Source organism: Streptomyces sp. NBC_00637, assembly GCF_045161545.1.
Classification (GTDB): Bacteria; Actinomycetota; Actinomycetes; order Streptomycetales; family Streptomycetaceae; genus Streptomyces.
Genome location: NZ_CP109046.1, coordinates 2754565 through 2770648 on the forward strand (window position 1 = coordinate 2754565; position 16084 = coordinate 2770648).

At 73.0% G+C, this 16084-nt stretch carries 15 protein-coding genes; 7 read left to right on the top strand and 8 right to left on the bottom strand.

The annotated features are described in order from the left end of the window. Positions 1–16: 16 nt before the first annotated feature. The 3 genes from OG440_RS11690 (at position 17) to OG440_RS11700 (ending at position 2353) form a co-directional block, all read left to right on the top strand. Positions 17–667 (top strand): TetR/AcrR family transcriptional regulator, encoded by a 651-nt coding sequence (locus tag OG440_RS11690; RefSeq protein ID WP_406006779.1) that lies wholly within the window; start codon positions 17–19, stop codon positions 665–667. A 14-nt stretch (positions 668–681) separates the two neighbouring features. After that, positions 682–1053: a hypothetical protein gene (locus tag OG440_RS11695; RefSeq protein ID WP_406006780.1), complete on the top strand. Its 372-nt coding sequence runs from the start codon at positions 682–684 to the stop codon at positions 1051–1053. A 103-nt stretch (positions 1054–1156) separates the two neighbouring features. Continuing rightward, on the top strand, positions 1157–2353 hold the full coding sequence (locus OG440_RS11700; protein ID WP_406006781.1) for an NlpC/P60 family protein: 1197 nt from the start codon (positions 1157–1159) through the stop codon (positions 2351–2353). Here OG440_RS11700 and OG440_RS11705 read toward each other — a convergent pair. Genes OG440_RS11705 through OG440_RS11725 form a run of 5 tightly spaced genes read right to left on the bottom strand, consistent with a single transcriptional unit; the run spans position 2326 to position 8044 of the window. Beyond that, the gene (locus OG440_RS11705; RefSeq protein ID WP_406006782.1) at positions 2326–3579 is read right to left on the bottom strand and encodes a styrene monooxygenase/indole monooxygenase family protein; all 1254 of its coding nucleotides are present in this window, start codon (positions 3577–3579) and stop codon (positions 2326–2328) included. The two genes, OG440_RS11700 and OG440_RS11705, sit on opposite strands and share 28 nt — an antisense overlap. A gap of 23 nt (positions 3580–3602) precedes the next feature. Continuing rightward, complete coding sequence (locus OG440_RS11710; RefSeq protein ID WP_406006783.1) at positions 3603–4247, bottom strand: GTP-binding protein; 645 nt, start codon at positions 4245–4247, stop codon at positions 3603–3605. Further along, positions 4228–4659 (bottom strand): DUF742 domain-containing protein, encoded by a 432-nt coding sequence (locus OG440_RS11715; RefSeq protein WP_054239955.1) that lies wholly within the window; start codon positions 4657–4659, stop codon positions 4228–4230. Before OG440_RS11715 ends, OG440_RS11710 begins: the two co-directional genes overlap by 20 nt. Further along, positions 4656–5159, bottom strand: a complete 504-nt coding sequence (locus tag OG440_RS11720; protein WP_406006784.1) for a roadblock/LC7 domain-containing protein — start codon at positions 5157–5159, stop codon at positions 4656–4658. The genes OG440_RS11715 and OG440_RS11720 overlap by 4 nt, the downstream gene beginning before the upstream one ends. Next, positions 5156–8044, bottom strand: coding sequence for a nitrate- and nitrite sensing domain-containing protein (locus OG440_RS11725; RefSeq protein WP_406011324.1), 2889 nt, complete (start codon positions 8042–8044; stop codon positions 5156–5158). The genes OG440_RS11720 and OG440_RS11725 overlap by 4 nt, the downstream gene beginning before the upstream one ends. A gap of 356 nt (positions 8045–8400) precedes the next feature. Between OG440_RS11725 and OG440_RS11730 the strand changes: the two genes are divergently transcribed. Then, positions 8401–9192 (top strand): hypothetical protein, encoded by a 792-nt coding sequence (locus OG440_RS11730; RefSeq protein WP_406006785.1) that lies wholly within the window; start codon positions 8401–8403, stop codon positions 9190–9192. 22 nt (positions 9193–9214) lie between these two features. Here OG440_RS11730 and OG440_RS11735 read toward each other — a convergent pair whose 3' ends face one another. Then, positions 9215–9715: a MarR family winged helix-turn-helix transcriptional regulator gene (locus tag OG440_RS11735; protein WP_406006786.1), complete on the bottom strand. Its 501-nt coding sequence runs from the start codon at positions 9713–9715 to the stop codon at positions 9215–9217. Between the two features lie 168 nt (positions 9716–9883). Further along, positions 9884–12298 carry an endopeptidase La gene (gene lon / locus OG440_RS11740; RefSeq protein WP_406006787.1) on the bottom strand — a complete coding sequence of 805 codons (2415 nt, stop codon included), beginning with the start codon at positions 12296–12298 and terminating at the stop codon, positions 9884–9886. A 203-nt stretch (positions 12299–12501) separates the two neighbouring features. On the opposite strand from lon, the gene OG440_RS11745 reads away from it, so the two are divergent. Together OG440_RS11745 and OG440_RS11750 are read left to right on the top strand one after the other, a co-directional pair. Then, a complete protein-coding gene (locus tag OG440_RS11745; RefSeq protein ID WP_406006788.1) occupies positions 12502–13158 on the top strand; it encodes a GNAT family N-acetyltransferase in 657 nt (218 codons plus the stop codon). 131 nt (positions 13159–13289) lie between these two features. Then, a complete protein-coding gene (locus tag OG440_RS11750; protein ID WP_406006789.1) occupies positions 13290–14309 on the top strand; it encodes a DUF5954 family protein in 1020 nt (339 codons plus the stop codon). Between the two features lie 40 nt (positions 14310–14349). On the opposite strand, the gene OG440_RS11755 is transcribed toward OG440_RS11750, so the two are convergent. Beyond that, on the bottom strand, positions 14350–15141 hold the full coding sequence (locus OG440_RS11755) for a rhomboid-like protein (protein WP_406006790.1): 792 nt from the start codon (positions 15139–15141) through the stop codon (positions 14350–14352). Between the two features lie 248 nt (positions 15142–15389). Between OG440_RS11755 and OG440_RS11760 the strand changes: the two genes are divergently transcribed. Next, positions 15390–16076, top strand: coding sequence for a spermidine synthase (locus OG440_RS11760; protein ID WP_406006791.1), 687 nt, complete (start codon positions 15390–15392; stop codon positions 16074–16076). Positions 16077–16084: the final 8 nt, after the last annotated feature.

Below are 16084 nucleotides of genomic sequence, written 5' to 3' on the forward strand. Positions count from 1 at the left end.
GATTACGCTGCACGTCATGAGCCCCGCCGCCCCCGCCTACCGTCGTCTCAGTGTCGAGGAGCGGCGCAGCCAGCTGCTCGAGGCCGCTCTCTCACTGTTCGCGCACCGCCTGCCCGAGGAGGTCTCGCTGGACGACGTGGCGGAGGCCGCCGGGGTGTCCCGGCCGCTCGTCTACCGGTACTTCCCCGGCGGCAAGCAGCAGCTCTACGAGGCCGCCCTGCACTCCGCCGCCGAGGAGCTGCGCCACTGCTTCGACGAGCCCCACGACGGCCCGCTGCTTCCCCGTCTCGCCCGCGCCCTCGACCGCTACCTGTCGTTCGTCGGCCGTCACGACGCCGGGTTCAGCGCGCTGCTCCAGGGTGGCAGCGTCGTCGAGACGTCCCGGACGACCGCCATCGTGGACGGCGTCCGGCGGGCCGCCGCCGAGCACATCTACAGCCACCTGGGGGTGCCCGATCCCGGGCCGCGGCTGCGGATGACCGTTCGGATGTGGATCACCGCGGTCGAGGCGGCCTCCCTCATCTGGCTCGACGAGAGCAAGCAGCCGCCCGCCGACGAACTGCGGGACTGGCTGGTCGACCAGTTGGTCGCCCTGCTCACGGTGACCGCGGCACGGGACGCGCAGACCGCCGAGCTGGTCCGGGGTGCGCTGGCGGCGGAGACCTGATCGACACTGGTGCGGTGAAGAGCGAAGACACCCCCTTCGAGGGCGGCCCCATGGACGGCCGGGTGCTGCCCGTGCTGCTGGGTCCGACCGGGCACCCGCCGAAGACGTACCGCATCCCCGTCCCCGACGCGGCGGGCGGCCCGCCCACCGTGCTGGTCTACCGGCGCGTGCCGCGCGGCCACAGCAAAAAACTCGGACTGCCCCAGGGCTGGAAGTACGAGTTCGCCGCCGAGGGCGACGCGGGCGCCGGGAAGTGGAGCGGCGGACCGGGCGGATGGGGCGGCCCGAAGTGGCCGTGGTCGAAACCCGACGCCCGGCCCGGCACCCGGCCCGGCGTTCCGCCCGACGCCACGCCGGGCGGACGGCGGGACGACGCCGACGAGTGACCCGGTTGCGCCGAACCGCTCACCTCCGGCGCGCGGCCCGCGCACACGCGCCTGATGCTCGCCCTACGGGATGGAGGGGCCACCCCGCAGCGGAGGTGATGACGTGTCAGGAAGACTGCTGCGTCCGGCCTGTACGGTCGCCACGGCGGCGCTCGCCCTACAGGCCGTCCTCGGCCCCGGGCTCGCCGTGGCGGCACCGCGGCCCCCGGAGCCGGACGAGCGGACGGTGACGGCATCGGAGACGCCGGAGCCGGCCGAGCCGACGGTGACGGCGCGGCCGCCGGACCCGGACGCGTCGCCGACGGCCGGAGCGGAGGAACGGGACGAGGAAGAACGGACCGTGGCCGAGCTGCTGACGGAGCTTCAGCGGCTGTACCGGGAGGCCGAGCGGGCCACCGAGGCCTTCAACGCCACCGAGGAGCAGCTGAAGCGGCGACGGGCCGAGACCGGGCGGCTGGACGCCGCCCTGGTGAAGGCCCGGCTCTCCCTGCACCGGAGCCGGGGCGCGGCGGGTCGGCTGGCCCGCCAGCAGTACCAGGGCAGCACGGACATCTCCCCGTACGTGCGGCTGCTGCTCGCCCGGGACCCGCAGCACGCCCTCGACCAGGGGCATCTGATCGGCCGGCTGGCGCACGAGCGGGCCGGGACGGTGGGGCGGCTGGCGAGCGGCGAACGCCGGGCCGACGAGCTGGCGCGCAAGGCCCGCGCCGCCCTGGACGACCAGCTCACCCTCACGGAACGCCGGAAGAAGGAGCGTGACGACGTGACCCGGCGCCTGGCCGACGTCGCGGAACTCCTCGCCTCCCTCACCGCCGAGCAGCTCACCGCCCTCGCCGAACTGGAGCGGACCGGCGTCGCGCGGGCACAGGACGCGCTCATGGCGTCCGGCGCGCTCGACGAGGACCGCAAGCCGTCGAAGGAGGGCCGGCAGGCCGTGCGGTACGCCGTACGGCAGATCGGGAAGCCGTACGAGTGGGGCGCGGAGGGCCCGAAGTCGTACGACTGCTCGGGGCTGACCTCCGAGGCCTGGGGGCACGCCGGGACACCGATCCCGCGGACCAGCGAGGAGCAGTGGGCCCGGCTGCCGAGGATCCCGCTGACCCGGCTGCGCCCCGGCGACCTGGTGATCTACTTCCCCGAGGCCACCCACGTGGCGATGTACCTGGGCAAGGGCAAGGTGGTCCAGGCGCCGAGAACCGGCGAACAGGTCAAGATCACCGAGATCGCGGCCCAGCCGGTCCTCGGAGCCGTACGCCCGGACGCGCCGCCCGCTCAGGCTCCCGCGACGGACCCCAGGTAGGCCGCGGTCTTCTCCGGCTCGTAGAAGAAGTTCTCGAAGTCGGCCGGGTCGTTGAAGGCGTTGGCGAAACGGTCCGCCACGGGCGGCAGCTGACCGGCCGCGCCCAGCAGGTTGATGATGTGCTCCGGCGGCGGGGCCAGCATCGCGTTGGTCCACTTGGTGACGTGCCGGGCGGTGTCCCAGTACCGGTCGAAGGTGGCGCGCATCCAGTCCTCGTCGAACTCCTTCTCGCCGTGCTCGACGATCGACGAGAGGTACGCGGCCGCGCACTTGGACGCCGAGTTGGAGCCCTGCCCGGTGATCGGGTCGTTGGCGACGACGACGTCGGCGACGCCCAGCACCAGTCCGCCGCCGGGGAGGCGGCCGACGGGGTTGCGGACGGTGGGCGCGTAGCGGCCGGCCAGGGTGCCGCCGGCGTCGGTCAGTTCGACCTTGGTGGCCCGGGCGTACTCCCAGGGCGTGAACTTCTCCATGAGCTCCAGGGTCAGGGAGAGGTGTTCCGCCGGGTCCTTGACGCCGTTGAAGACGTCGAGCGGGCCGCCGGGTATGCCCTCCCAGAACAGGATGTCCGCGCGCCCCGAGGTGGTAAGCGTCGGCATGACGAACAGTTCACCGACGCCGGGGACGAGGTTGCAGCGCACCGCGTCCAGGTCCGGGTGCTCCGGGCGCGGGCCCAGGCCGTGGACGTAGGCGACGGCGAGGGCGCGCTGCGGCTCGCTGTAGGGGGAGCGCTCCGGGTCGCGGCCGAACATCTGGACGAGCTCGCCCTTGCCCGCGGAGACCAGCACCAGGTCGTAGGCGCGGGAGAAGTAGTCGAGGTCGGAGACCGCGGCACCGTGGATCACCAGCTGGCCGCCGCGCTGGGCGAACGTCTCCATCCAGCCGGCCATCTTGACCCGCTGGTCGACGGACTGCGCGTACCCGTCGAGCCTGCCGAGCCAGTCGATCGCGCGCTGGGTCGGGCCGGGGTCGTGCGACCCGGGAGCCGCCACCGAGACGCCGAGTCCGCCGATCTTCGGGGCCTGCTGCTCCCAGAAGTTCAGCTGGAGGTCGCGCTCGTGCTGGAGGGCGGTGTCGAACATGCACTGCGTCGACATGACCCGGCCGGAGCGGATCTCGTCCGCCGTCCGGTTCGACATCAGGGTGACCTCGTACCCGTGCGACTGGAGGCCGAGGGCGAGCTGGAGACCGGACTGGCCGGCTCCGACGACGAGTATCTTCCGCATGCGGGGAACTCTCCTTGAGGGCCTTACTCGGGGGTTTCGTCGAGCGCGTGGCCCACCAGGGCCAGAAGGGTCTCGATCACCGAGATCCGGCGCCGCGCATCCATGATCATGACAGGTATGTGCGCGGGGATCGTCAGCGCCTCCCGCACGTCCACCGGCTCGAACACCTCGCTGCCGTCGAAGTGGTTGACGGCGACGACGTACGGCAGCCCGCAGCTCTCGAAGTAGTCCAGCGCGGGGAAGCAGTCCTTCAGGCGGCGGGTGTCGGCCAGCACGACCGCGCCGATCGCGCCGCGCACCAGGTCGTCCCACATGAACCAGAACCGCTGCTGGCCCGGCGTGCCGAACAGGTAGAGCACCAGGTCGTCGTCGAGGGTGAGCCGGCCGTAGTCCATGGCGACCGTGGTGGTGACCTTCTCCGGGGTGCCGGTGAGGTCGTCGGTCTCCTCGCTGGCCTCGGTCATCAGCGCCTCCGTCTGGAGGGGCTCGATCTCCGAGACGGTGCCCACGAGGGTGGTCTTGCCGACGCCGAAGCCGCCCGCCACCACGATCTTCGTGGCGATGGGGGCGCGGGTGCGGTCCGTCTGCCAGGGCTGAAGGGGCTCGTCGGGCTCGGGTACGACGAAGGGGGAGACGCCACGAGCGGCGTCAGAGACGACGGAGTCCACTCAGCACCCTTTCCAGCAGAGCGCGGTCGGGACGGCCCGTACCGTGAGCGGTACCGGTGCCGTACACACGGATCTTTCCCTGGTCCGCGAGGTCGCTGAGGAGCACCCGGACCACGCCGAGCGGCATCTTCAGCAGCGCGGCGATCTCGGCCACCGTGCGCATCCGGCGGCACAGTTCGACGATGGCCCGCAGTTCCGGCATGACCGTGGACTTGAGGGAGCCGTTCGTCAGTTCCTTGCGTTCCTCGGGGGCTTCGAGGGCCGCCACGAAGGTCTCCACCAGCAGGACGTGCCCGAACCGGGTACGTCCGCCGGTGAGCGAATAGGGGCGCACCCGGGCCGGCTTGCGGTCGCCGCCGCGCACGGGGAGCTGCTGCCGGTCACCCCGGGGCTGCTTCGGAACGGCGCTCATCGCACGACCCCCGTCGCCCCGGGCTCCAGTGACTGCCGTAGCTCGCTGCGCAGTTCCGGGGTCAGGACGTGTCCGGCGCGGCCCACGAAGAGGGCCATGTGGTACGCCACCACGCTCATGTCGCAGTCGGCTGAGCCGTGCACGCCGAGGAGCGAGCCGTCGCTGATCGACATGACGAAGAGGCTGCCCTCGTCCATGGCGACCATGGTGTGCCTGACCCCGCCGAACGCCATGAGTTTGGCGGCGCCGATGGTGAGGCTGCCGATGCCGGAGACGATGGTGGCGAGGTCGGCGGCGGAGCCTCGTGGACCCGAGGGTTTCGCCTCGCGGGCCTGGCGTGCCTCGGCGTTGCGGCCGCTGTCCGAGGACAGCAGGAGCAGGCCGTCGGAGGAGACGACGGCAACGGACTGGATGCCGGGCACCTCCTCCACGAGGTTGGTCAACAGCCAGTGCAGGTTACGGGCTTCACTGCTCAGTCCGAAGGTACTGGGCGCGGTCAACTGCTTGCCTCCTCGACTGTGCCCCCCGTGCTTTCTTCGGCGCGTGCGCGTGCTTCTTGAGTTGTTTTCCGAGCCGCTTCGGTGGACGGGACCCGGTTCTGGCCCGTCCGTTCGGCGATTTCGGCTTCCACGTCGCGGTAGCCGGCCTCCGCCCCCCGGCGGAAACCGCCCAGACGGCGGCGGAGGGCGTCCGCGTCGACGGAACCGGTCCGCTGACGCGGGGCCTGGGTGGGTGCGGTGATCTTGGGGGTGCGCTTGGGGAGGCCCTTGTCCGTGACGAGCTCCGCCGGGGCGTCCGGTGTGCGGCTGTGTTCCGTCTCCGCCTCGGCAGCCGCCTCGGCCCGGGCCTCGACCGGGGCGGGATCGCCGTCGGCCGCGGGCGGGCCCGGTGGGATGTCCTCGTGGCCCGCGGCCACCGGGTCGGGGGCGTCGGTGGTGCTGTGCTCCTCCGCCTGCCGCGCCTCCTCTTCCTCCTCGTGCAGCTGCGGAAGCAGCAGTTCCATCGTCGTCTCGGCCGGGGTCTCGGCCGGAGGGCGCGCCGGAGCCGGCGTGAGCGGCTCGGCCGGGGCCTCGGCCGAGGGGCGGGCGGCGGGTGCGGGTGCCTCGGCGGGGGCCGGTGCCTCGGCGGGGGTCTCCGCCTGTCGTACCGCCTTCTCCGCCAGCGTGACCAGCGGGTCGGCCGACTGCGTACGGCCCGGCAGGACGTTGGAGTTGGCTTCCGCGTCCGCGCCCGGCAGCGAGAAGGACTGAGGGGTGGCCGCCGGGTGCGTCGTCGGGACGGCGGCGGCCGGTGCCGCGGCGAGCAGCGCGGTCGGCAGGACGACGACCGCCGCCACCCCGCCCTGCTTCTGCTCGCGCAGCCGTACCCGTGCCCCGTGCCGATGGGCGAGCCGGGCCACCACGTACAGGCCGAGGCCGAGACCCTCCTCGCCCTCCTGGTCGTACGGCGTCTCGGGGTCGAACTCGGCGAGGCGGGCGTTGAGACGGCTCATCCGGTCCTCGGCCATGCCGATGCCCTCGTCCTGGACGGAGAGCATGACCTCGCCGTTCTCCAGGAGCCAGCCGGACACCTCGACGGGCAGGTCCGGCGGGGAGAACGAGGTGGCGTTCTCCATGAGTTCGGCCAGCAGGTGGGAGAGGTCGTCGGCGGCGAATCCGGCCACGTGCGCGTGCGGCGGGAGCGCGGAGATGCGTACGCGCTCGTAGCGCTCGATCTCGCTGACGGCCGCGCGGACCACGTCCACCAGCGGGATCGGGCCCGCGTGCTGCTGGACGTGTTCCGTGCCGGCCAGGACCAGCAGGTTCTCGCTGTGGCGGCGCATGACCGTGGCGAAGTGGTCGAGCTTGAAGAGCGTGGCCAGCCGGTCGGGGTCCTGCTCGCGCTCCTCCAGCCCCTCGATGACGGCCAGTTGGCGCTCGACGAGACCGAGGGTGCGCAGGGCGAGGTTGACGAAGGTGCCGCCGATGCTCTCCCGCAGACCGTCCAGCTGGGCCGCGGAGTCGGCGAGTTCGGTGCGCAGCTCCTCGCGGGCGTCGGCCATGCTCTGGCGCTGCCCGACGAGGTGCTTGCGGTCGGACTCCAGGGTGCCGACCCGCTCGTGGAGAGCCACGGCGTGCTCGTGCAGGGCGTTGACGGAGCGGACGACCTGCGCGAACTCGTCGTTGCGGCCGGTGAACCGGACCGGTTCCTCCGCCGCCGGGTGTTCGGCCTCCGCGAGGCGTGCCGATCCCCGGCGCAGCACGGACAGCGGGCGGGTGAGGCTGCGCGCCATGCCGGTGGCGACGACGATCGTCAGCAGCATCAGCGCCCCGAGGAGGGTGACGCGCAGCTCCAGGTCGGTGACGTCGTCGTCGCGCAGTTGGGCGAGGTCCTCGGCGCGGTGGCCGAACAGCGAGGACTCCAGCCCGCGCATCAGGTCGACCCGGGCGGACAGCGCGGCGTCGAGCTTCTTGACGCTGGTGTCGAGTTCGCCCTTGCCCAGCTTCGGCTGGTCGGTGAGGGAGGCGAGGTAGGCCTCGGCGGTGTCGACGTCACCGCCGGTGACCGTGGAGTCGTACGAGGCCACCGCCTCCTGCGGCGCCCCCTCCCGGAAGTCCGCGAGGGCCGCGTCGGAGCGCAGCCGGGCCTGCTGCGCGGCGGCGGTGAGGGCGTCGCGCTGCTTGGTGTCGGCGTCCGAGGAGACCTTCTCGGTGACCGAGCGGCCGGTGACGGGGTCGTACTCGGTCTCGGTGCTCGTCGGCACGTTCAGCGCCGCGAGCAGCAGTCCGCGGGTCGCCGAGGCCTGCTGGACGACGGTGTCGAGCTCGGCGAGGGCGTACGCGCCGGAGCCCGCGCGGGGCGGCATCTCCTCCGCCAGCCGGTCGACGAGCACATGGAGGGCGGCGATGGCCCGGGAGTACGCCTCGTGGGCCTGGAGCGCCGTGCTCTTGCCGGTGAGGGCCGACTGGCGCACGGACGGCACGGAGGCGAGGGCTTCGCGCAGCGCCGCGGAGACGTCCGGGAGGGCGGTCAGCTCGCGTGTCTGCCGGTCCACCCGGGCGCTGCCCTGGGCGGAGGGCGCCTTGGACTTCGTCCGGCCGGCCGCCACGTAGGTGGTGACCTCGTCGCGCTCGTCCGCCAGGGACTGGGCGAGGGCGAGGGCGTCCTGGGTCTGTTCGGCCAGGGTGACCAGATCCTGGGAGTCCTTCAGCTGCCCGGAGGCGGCGAGGATGGAGGGGGCGCCCGCCCCGGCGACGGCGGCGGCCACGACGGCCACCGCGACGATCAGCCGGTTGCGTACGTGGGTCGGACGGCCCTTGCCGACAGGGGTGCGCTCCGCGCCCCCCTCGGAGGCCGTCTGCCTGCCTGTACGCCGAGGCCGCGTCTTCTGCACCGGTGCTCGCATTCCTGACTCGTGTGCCATGGGCCGGATGTGACGCTCCGTCAACTGGTGCGTACGCCCGGTACGGTTTCCGACCCTCCCAGTGCCGGTGGGCAGGGGCCTCGCATCGCTTGCCCCGCCACCCGAAGGAGTGAACATCGGAGGGGAGTTGGTGGGCAAGTTCCTCTGGCGTGTGCAGCGGCCTTGCGCGGCAGGCCGGTTGGACGTGGGCGGCGCGCTTTGACAGTATTCGCCGCCACGTCTTCCCGGAGTGCTTCATTCCCGCCCAAACCAGGCGTCTGACCTGCGCAGCTACGGAAGTTCGGGGCGCGATGCCAGCCTTTTGCGAAGGCTGTGAAGGGGTCGTGCAGACTGGCCGAATGCGTACGGAACTTGTGTCGGAGGCCGGTGACGGGGCCCGCCCCAACGAGGACTTCGCGAGTGTCGGACTTCCCGCCTCCGGACAGGGCGGTTCGCTCGTCCTGCTGGACGGTGTGACACCGCCGCCCGGCGGCGCCGGCTGTCTCCATTCGGTCCCCTGGTTCACCGCGCGGCTCGGCGGCGCCCTGACCGAACTGACCGTTTCCCTCCCGGATGTGCCCCTGTCCGAGGCGCTCGCCCTGGCCATCGCGCGCGCCGCCGGAGCCCATGCCGACACTTGTGACCTTTCTCACCCACGTACCCCCCAGGCCACCGTGGTCCTCGCACGGTGGTCGCCGCTGACCGTCGAGTACCTGGTCCTGTGCGACGCGACGCTGCTGCTGGCCGCCCCGGACGGCACGGTCACCCCCGTCCGGGACGACCGGCTGGCCCTCCTGCCGCGCGCCCTGCTGCGGAGCGCCGAGGTCGTCGACGGCACGCTCCGCAACAAGGAGGGCGGGTTCTTCACCGCGGCCGCCGACCCCGCGGTGGCCGCCCGCGCGGTCACCGCGAGCGTGCCGCGCGCGGAGGTCCGCTCGCTGGCCGCCCTGTCGGACGGGGCCACCCGCTGGGCGGAGCTCTTCGAGGAGGGCGACTGGACGGACCTGTTCACCCTCGTCCGCGAGGAGGGCGCGCGGTCGCTGGTGGAGCGGGTCCGGGCGCTGGAGCGGGCGGACGACGCCACCGGGCGGGCGCTGCTGGGCCGGGCGAAGACGCACGACGACGCGACGGTGGTGTGCGTGGAGCTGTGACGGCCCCGCCGTGCCCTCGGCGCTACTTCTCCATCCCCCGGTTCAGCTGGTGGAGCAGCCGGGCCAGCTCCGAGACCTCTCTGCGGTCCCAGTCGGAGAAGTGCGTGACGTACCGCTCGCGGCGGGCCTCGCGGACCCGGCTCACCCGGGTGCGGCCCTCCTCGGTGAGGTCGACGAGCCAGGCGCGGCCGTCCGCCGGGTCCGGCTCGCGGGCGACCAGCCCGAGCTGCTCCAGGGCGCGCAGCTGGCGGGACATGGTGGCCTTGCCGACGCCGATGTAACCGGCGAGTTCCGTGGCGCGCTGGCGGCCGCACTCCTCCAGCCGGACGAGGAGCCCGTAGGCGGCGGACTCCAGGTCCGGGTGGACCTCACGGGCCATCTCCCCCTGGTTGGCGCGGGCGCGGCGCAGCAGCACCGTGAGTTCCCGCTCCAGGGACAGAAACTCCCGGTCGCCCTGCTCCACACCGCGCGACGACGTGCCGGACCCGCTGTCGCGTCCGTCGCCGTTTGTGTCCTCGTGCACGTCAGTACCCCTGATCTCGCCGGTCGCCGCCATCGGCGCAGCACTCAAGTATTTCGCAGGCGTGGACCGGTGGCGCTTCCCAGGACCCCGGCGCGGGTCCGCGGCGGAACCGGGAAGGCCCGGGCCTCCCTCACGGGACCCGGGCCTCACCCTTTCCGGTCGCGTCCGTCACGCCGCGACCGGAACCTCCGGCGTCGCGCCGTTCGTGGCGGGCGCGAGCGCCAGCTCCAGGACCTGGCGGACGTCCGTGACGGCATGCACGTCGAGCTTGTCCAGCACCTCCGCCGGGACGTCGTCCAGGTCGGGCTCGTTGCGCTTGGGGATGACGACGGTCGTGACGCCCGCCCGGTGCGCGGCGAGCAGCTTCTGCTTCACCCCGCCGATCGGCAGCACCCGGCCGGTCAGCGAGACCTCGCCGGTCATCGCCACGTCCGTGCGGACGAGCCGGCCGGACAGCAGGGACGCGAGGGCCGTCGTCATCGTGACACCGGCGCTCGGGCCGTCCTTCGGGACCGCGCCCGCCGGGAAGTGGATGTGCACGCCCCGGTCCTTCAGGTCGCCCACCGGCAACTCCAGTTCGGCGCCGTGACTGCGCAGGAAGCTGAGCGCGATCTGCGCCGACTCCTTCATCACGTCACCGAGCTGGCCGGTCAGGGTCAGGCCGGCCGCGCCGGTCTCCGGGTCGGCCAGCGACGCCTCGACGAAGAGGACGTCACCCCCGGCGCCGGTGACCGCGAGACCGGTCGCGACGCCGGGCACGGCGGTCCGGCGCTCGGCCGGGTCCTGGGCGGACTCGGGCACGTGGTGCGGCCGGCCGATCAGTGCGCGCAGGTCCTCGTCCCGGATGGTGAACGGCAGCTCGCGCTCGCCCAGTTCGTGCTGGGCCGCGACCTTGCGCAGCAGCCGCGCGATGGACCGCTCCAGGGTGCGCACCCCCGCCTCGCGGGTGTACTCGCCGGCGAGCTTGCGCAGCGCGCTCTCGTCGAGGGCCACTTCGTCCTTGTCCAGGCCCGCCCGCTCCAGCTGGCGCGGGAGCAGGTGGTCGCGGGCGATGACGACCTTCTCGTCCTCGGTGTAGCCGTCGAGTCGGACCAGCTCCATCCGGTCGAGCAGGGCCTCCGGGATGGCTTCGAGCACGTTGGCGGTGGCGAGGAAGACCACGTCCGACAGGTCGAGCTCGACCTCCAGGTAGTGGTCGCGGAACGTGTGGTTCTGCGCCGGGTCCAGCACCTCCAGCAGGGCGGCCGCCGGGTCGCCCCGGAAGTCGGATCCCACCTTGTCGATCTCGTCGAGGAGCACCACCGGGTTCAGCGATCCGGCCTCCTTGATCGCCCGCACGATCCGGCCGGGCAGCGCGCCGACGTAGGTCCTGCGGTGGCCGCGGATCTCCGCCTCGTCCCGGACGCCGCCGAGGGCGACGCGGACGAACTTGCGGCCCATGGCGTGGGCGACGGACTCGCCGAGGCTGGTCTTGCCGACACCGGGCGGGCCGACGAGCGCGAGCACGGCACCGCCGCGCCGCCCGCCCACGACACCCAGGCCGCGCTCGCCGCGCCGCTTGCGCACGGCGAGGTACTCGGTGATCCGCTCCTTCACGTCGTCCAGCCCGGCGTGCTCGGCGTCGAGGACGGCACGGGCGCCCTGGATGTCGTACCGGTCCTCGGTCCGCTCGTTCCACGGGAGTTCGAGGACGGTGTCCAGCCAGGTGCGGATCCAGGAGCCCTCGGGCGACTGGTCGCTGGACCGCTCCAGCTTGTCGACCTCCTTGAGGGCGGCCTCCCGGACCTTCTCGGGCAGGTCGGCGGCCTCCACGCGGGCGCGGTAGTCGTCGGACTCCTCGCCCTCCTGTTCGCCGTTGAGTTCGCGCAGCTCCTTGCGCACGGCCTCCAGCTGGCGCCGCAGCAGGAACTCGCGCTGCTGCTTGTCGACGCCCTCCTGGACGTCCTTGGCGATGGTCTCGGCCACGTCCTGCTCGGCGAGGTGGTCGCGCAGCTGCTGGGTGGCGAGCTTCAGGCGGACCACCGGGTCGGCGGTCTCCAGGAGCTCCACCTTCTGTTCGGTGGTCAGGAACGGCGAGTAGCCGGAGTTGTCGGCGAGCGCGGAGACGTCGTCGATGGCCTGGACACGGTCGACGATCTGCCAGGCGCCGCGCTTGCGCAGCCAGGCGGTGGCGAGCGCCTTGTACTCCTTGACGAGTTCGGCGACGTGACCGGGCAGGGGTTCGGGGACGCTCTGCTCGACCTTCGTCCCCTCGACCCAGAGGGCGGCGCCCGGCCCGGTGGTGCCGGCGCCGATCTTCACGCGGCCGCGGCCGCGGATCAGCGCGCCCGGGTCGCCGTCGGCCAGCCGGCCGACCTGTTCGACGGTGCCCAGCACGCCGGTGCCGGCGTAGGTCCCGTCGAGGCGCGGCACCAGGAGTACCTGAGGCTTGCCCGGTGTTGCACGGGCGGCGGCCTGGGCGGCCTCCACCGCGGCGCGCACGTCGGTGTCGTTGAGGTCCAGCGGAACCACCATGCCGGGGAGCACGACCTCGTCGTCGAGAGGCAGCACGGGCAGGGTGAGCGGTGTGGACGTCGATGCCATGATCTCCCCTTAGGCAGTCAAGTTGAGCTATGCCGACTCAATGCACGTGAGTCCCCGAATGTTCCCCACGATGCGTCCCGTTCGCTGTGGGCGATCACGGCTGTACCGGCGGGCCGCTTCGGCCCTACGGTCACACGTAACAGGCCAATACAGCAGGCGCCACTTACAGACGCCGCTCACATCGCCGGTTTCAGGGGGTTCTCGTGGAGCGCTTCGTCCAGGCATGGGTGGACGGGTGGGTCGTGTCGCGGGGGGCGGCTCCGCCCGCGGCCGAGCCCTGGGGCTGGACCGTCGACGTGGGAACGGGAATCCATCACGTCACCCGGCACGTGCTCGGCGCGACGAACGACGCGGTGGCGGAGCCGACCGTCCGGGAGGTGGCGGGCGCGGTGACCGGCGCCGGCGTCTGGCTCAAGGTGTTCGCCGACCCGGCGGTGACCGGACCCTGGCTGGGGCCCGGCTGGTGGATCGACCCCGAGCCCGGCTTCCTGATGACGGCTCCCCTCCCGGACACGCCGCCCGGCCCGGCCCCCGACGGCTACCGGACCCGCACGTGGTCGCGCGGCGGCGTGACCCGCACCATGGTCGTCGCCCCGGACGGCTCGCTGGCCGCGCGCGGGCAGATCGCGCCGACCGGCGCGACGGCGGTCGTCGACCAGATCGAGACCTCCCCCGGCCACCGCCGCCGCGGACTCGGCGCCCTCGTCATGCGGACCCTGCACCACGCGGCGGCCGAACAGGGTGCCCGGACCGGAGTGCTGGGGGCGACACCGCAGGGGCGGGCACTGTACGAGTCCCTGGGCTGGCGCGTCGAGTCCCCGCTGACGAGCGCGAAGTTCACGGGGGAGACACACGGGTGACGTCCGGAGGCCGGGAGGGCGCATCGTCCGGTGCCGCACGACCGGGCACGCCCCTCGCGCCCCCTCTCCGTACCCCGCCCACTTCCGGCATTCACCCCGAAGTCACCCGCCCGCGCGACCACAATGCGCGTATGACCGATGACTGGAAGCGACGTCTCGACGCCCTCCACGCCGACCTGGTCCGCCGTGACGACCCCGTCGCCTGGGTGACGGAGGCGGACGCCGTCGAGGCCTCGCGGCGGTATCCGCACATCGCGTTGCGCGGACCCGTCTTCGGTGTCGCCGCGTGGAACCGGGCGGCCGGCGAGCCCGACTGGCGGCTGCTCAAGCCGGTGATGGACGGCATGCCCCAGCAGGCCAGGGACGGGCTCAACTCGCACCTGTGGTTCAAGGCCAAGGACGGCACCGACGACCCGGCCGCCCGGCGCGAACTGCTGGCGGCCGTCGCCGTGCTGGAGCGGGCCCCGGCCGACGAGGTGGAGGCGCTGGGCGTGCGCTACCGGGTGGTGCGCGGCGACGAGTTCGCCCGGACCGGCGACGACGGTCTGGAGCCGCCCCGCCCCACCGACGTGGAGCCCGTCAGCCCTTCGTGGGAGGACCCGGGGACCACCCGGTCGCCGGACGTGGGCTACGTCCTGGACCCCGGCCGGGACGAGGGCCCGATGGCGGGCGCCCTGCGGCTGGGCCTGCGCGACTTCACGTACACGGGCTCCCGCTTCCCGGCCGACGTGCGCGCGGACTCCGAGTGGGCGGCCCGGACGCACCCCGACGTGGTGCGGCTGCCCGTCGGCTTCTCGGTGGCCGAACGCGACGGGTCCGACTGGACCCCGTGCGGGTCCCTGGCGGCGACCCCGCACGAGGCGCGGCGCTCGCTGTACGAGGGGATGGCCCGCGTCTGGGCGATGCTCTACCGCTTCGACGAGCACAAGAGGGCCCTGTACGCGCGGGCCGCCGAGGCGTTCCGGGCGGCGGGGCGGGCCGACGAGGCGAGCGTGGAGGACCGCCTCTTCCGGATCTGCCGGGTCGAGCGGATGGTCCGCCTGGGCCCCGACGGCCCCGAGCCGCCCCGCCCGTCGGACCTCGCCGAGTACGGCCCCATGAAGCTCCACCCGACGCTGCACACGGACGGCACGGTCCAGTACGACGACTGACCGGCGGGCGCGGCCACCGACCGTCGGCCGCGGGCGACGCTCAGCGGCCGGGCAGCGGCCGGGTCCGGGGCAGGCGCCGCAGCCAGGACCAGGTGCCGACGCCTATCGCCAGCGCGATCAGGTGTCCCCAGTTCGTCAGCGGGTCGGTGAAGGCGATCAGGTCCTGGAGCAGCATCCCGCCGAAGGCGGCGAGCAGCGGCACGCGCAGCCACGGCCCGAGCAGGCCGGCCAGGGCGCCGACGCTCGCGGCGACGCCGAAGCTGATGCCGTAGTCGAGCCGGTGCAGCGAACTGTCGGGCAGCCGGCCCGCGAGCACGGCCAGACCCACCGGCACCTCGGTCGCGAGGGTGGCGAGGACATGACCGAGCAGGAAGACGACGGCCGTGCGGACGCCGCCTATACGCCGCTCCAGCGTCGTGAGGACCACCAGAAAGCCGAGCGTGAAGGGGGAGGCGAAGCCGCCCGCCACCCACAGCGCGCTGGCCACCAGGACCAGCACGGGCGTCCGCACCAGATGCGCGACGTCGGTGCTGGAGCCCTGGTGCAGGGCGTGTACGAGGGCGGGGTCCGCGTGGGCGGTGACGTAGGAGGTGACGGCGAGGACGGCCGCGTACGCGAGGGTGAACGGCACGGGGATCCGGTACCGGCGGCGGAGGAGGCCGGCTTCGGCGGACGGCGCGGAGGGCGGCCCGGCCGGCGGTCCGGCGAGCGGGCGGGTGAGCTGCTCGGCGGGCGGGTCGGCGCGGGGCGGGGTGCGCTGGCCCGGGATGCCGTCCAGCAGATCGCGGACGTCGGGCAGGGGCGGGTTCGTGGGTGCGGCCGTGCGTTCCACCGTGAAGCGCTCCTTCCGTTCGCCCCAGCCTTCGCGTCGCGTCCCCCGCTGTCTGTGACCGACGCCACGCCCGAGCCGATTCACAGCAAGCTCTGAGGCTTCTCAGGGCTGATCCCCCGGCACCCCGAAGCCGTGCCGAAGACGCCCCGCAGCCGTCCCGAAGCCGTCTCGAACGGATGTACGTCAACCTCACCCGCCGCACACGGAAACCCCTCAACAAACCGTCAGGGAAGTGCCAGGATGGGCGGATGCCCATCCCGTACGACATCCCCGACGCGCCCGAGGTACTGGACCGTCGCGAGGGCCCCTACGGTGAGGTCGTCCTGCGCCGGCACGGGGAGTTGCTCCAGATCATCGCCAACGGCTGCTTCCTGATGGACACCTCGGACGGCCGCTCCGAACGGCTCCTGGTCGACGCCGCGCTGGCCGCGCTGGACGGCCGCCCCTCCCCCCGCCTGCTGATCGGCGGCCTCGGCGTCGGCTTCTCCCTCGCGCACGCCGCCGCCGATCCCCGCTGGGGCGCCGTCACGGTCGTGGAGCGCGAGCGCGCCGTCATCGACTGGCATCTCGACGGCCCGCTGGCCGCGCTCTCCGGGGAGGCGCTCGCCGATCCCCGGTCGAAGATCGTCGAAGCGGATCTGCTCGACTACGTCAATGAGACATGCGACACGTTCGACGCCGTCTGTCTCGACATCGACAACGGGCCCGACTGGACCGTCACCGAGGGCAACGACAGCCTCTATTCGACGGCCGGACTCACAAGCTGCGCACGGGTGTTGAGACCCGGTGGAGTACTGGCCGTATGGTCCGCCCGACCCTCTCCGGAATTCGAGGGAACCATGGGGAATGCCGGGTTCCAGCAGGTGCGTACCGAAGAGATCCCGGTTGCCCGAGGCGTGCCGGACGTCGTGCATCTCGCCGTCCGACCTGGATAGCAAAGCCG